Annotated in this window: 2 protein-coding genes; one reads left to right on the forward strand and one right to left on the reverse strand. The window is 63.7% G+C overall.

The window, feature by feature from the left end:
* Nucleotides 1-358: 358 nt before the first annotated feature.
* Complete coding sequence (locus QX039_RS33000; protein ID WP_315740511.1) at nt 359-1,366, reverse strand: Hsp33 family molecular chaperone; 1,008 nt, start codon at nt 1,364-1,366, stop codon at nt 359-361.
* 114 nt (nt 1,367-1,480) lie between these two features.
* Between QX039_RS33000 and QX039_RS33005 the strand changes: the two genes are divergently transcribed.
* Nucleotides 1,481-1,867 carry an endonuclease domain-containing protein gene (locus tag QX039_RS33005; RefSeq protein WP_315774321.1) on the forward strand — a complete coding sequence of 129 codons (387 nt, stop codon included), beginning with the start codon at nt 1,481-1,483 and terminating at the stop codon, nt 1,865-1,867.
* The last annotated feature ends 359 nt before the right edge of the window (nt 1,868-2,226 follow it).

The following is a 2,226-nucleotide window of genomic DNA, read 5'->3' on the forward strand; positions in this document are numbered from 1 at the left end:
CCATCGCCTCCCACTGCCAACGGTCCGTGACGGTCGCGAAACGCCCCTCATGCGGCAACAGGATGCGCGGAAATGTGCCAGTGATTTGCCCGACGGTACAAGTTGTTTGTTGCTGCGACCAATCAACGCGACGGGCAAGGATGCGGCGTCGATCAGCGAGAAAGCCGATTTTCAACAACGAACTAATCGAAATCGCCGGCGCACACGAACTCCCGGCATTCTCTCCGACGCCGCGCGACGCAGCCGCCGCCTATCGAGCGTCATCGCGAGGAGCGAAGCGACGACGCGCTCGCGATGACGTACGGAGGGCTGTCGCTCGACCACGATCGCTACGATGCGCGGAGCGAGCGCAACAGAGTCAATTCTCCGTCACGCCGGCTTCATGCGGAGTGAAATGATAGACCGAGGAGCAGAACTCGCAGGTGACGACGACCTTGTCGTCCTGCACCATGTCGGCGCGGTCCTGGGGCGAGAAGCTCTTCAGCATGTTGGCGACCGCATCGCGCGAGCAGGAGCAGCGCGCCTGCAGCGGCACGGTGTCGAACACGCGGACGCCGCGCTCGTGAAACAGACGATACAGCAGCCGCTCGCCGGACAGCGCCGGGTCGATCAGCTCGATATCCTCGACCGTCGCGACAAGCGATTGGCCCTCGATCCAGGCCTCGTCTTCCTCGACCGCATGCAGCTCGGTGCCCTCGGGCGCATCGCCGGGATGCAGATCGGCCTGGCGCAGGCGCTCGGGCGCCTGGGGCAGGAACTGCGTCAGCAGGCCGCCGGCGCGCCAGCGGTGCTTGCCGCCGCTCCACTCCTCGCCGACGGCGAGGCGCACACGGGTCGGGATCTGCTCGGAGCGCAGGAAGTATTCATGCGCGGCCTCCTCCAGACTGCCGCCGGTAAGCGCGACGAGGCCCTGGTAGCGGCTCATGTCGGCGCCCTGATCGATGGTCATTGCCAGATGGCCCTTGCCGAGCAGGCCGCCGGAGTCCTTGGCCGAATCCTTCAGCTCTTGCAGTCGCGCCTCGTCATAGCGTGCGTAAGCGCGCAGCCGGTCGGGCGCCTGGAAGTCGACCACCAGGAATGACACCGGCCCGTCGGTCTGGGTCTGCAGGATGAAGCGGCCGTCGAATTTCAGCGAGGAGCCGAGCAGCGTCGTCAGCACGATGGCCTCGCCGAGCAGCTTGCCCACGGGCGCGGGATAGGCGTGCTTGGTGAGGATATCGTCGAGCGCGGGACCCATGCGGGTGAGGCGACCGCGCAGATCGAGCGCCGCGACCTCGAACGGCAGCACGGCGTCGTCGACCGGCACCGCCGAGGGGGCGCGGCTGGTGTCGAGATGGATGTCGTTGTCGGGGGAATTGGTTGTCATGGGGCGTATTTGGGGATGAAGCGGGGAAAGTGAAGGGGGATGGAACTAGCGTATACCGCGGGCTCCGTATACCTTCTCGTGGGAGAGGATAGGTCGCATCGCAGGGTGGGGGTGGTGACGCAAGCACCGCATCATCGACCAACGGCCAAGCGCATCCGCGGCTTCGCGAAAGCAATGCGTCGGGAGCCAACTGATGCCGAAGCTGCTATGTGGCGGCTGCTGCGCGACCGCCGCCTGTCGCAGTTCAAGTTTCGACGACAAGTGCCGTTCCGGGACTACATCCTCGATTTCGTCTGCTTCGAGCAGCGCCTGGTCATCGAGATCGATGGCAGTCAGCATGCCGACGCGGTGCGTGATCGGACGAGAGAGGAAGTGCTCGCAAGAGAGGGGTTTAGAGTTGCGAGGTACTGGAACAACGAGGTGCTCCTTCAACGCTCGGCCGTTCTCGAGGACATTCTCGTAAAGCTGAGCGAACCGAGAGAGACCCTTCACCCAGTATGACCGCGCCGCCGGTCGATCATGCCACCACAAGGGAGAAGGTGCACCGAGCTTGCCCCGCGGATTCAAACAAACCTTTAACTAATCAACCGGCGAACGCGATCGAAAGATCAGCCCCTCACGGGATTGATGAATGCGCCCTCTCCCCTTGTGGGAGAGGGCTACACCGACGGAAGCAGCGAACTCACTTGGGTGAGGGGTTGGTGCCACACACTCAAGCCTGAGCCCGGGGCAACCCCTCACCCGGTTTCCATGCTCCGCATGGAAACCACCCTCTCCCACAAGGGGCTACGGGATGCCCGAAAGCGATTCCAAGCGATTTCTGGATGTGATTCAAAGTTTTCGACCGGTTCGGTGGAGAG

It is taken from the genome of Bradyrhizobium sp. SZCCHNR1043, from assembly GCF_032489675.1.
Lineage (GTDB): Bacteria > Pseudomonadota > Alphaproteobacteria > Rhizobiales > Xanthobacteraceae > Bradyrhizobium.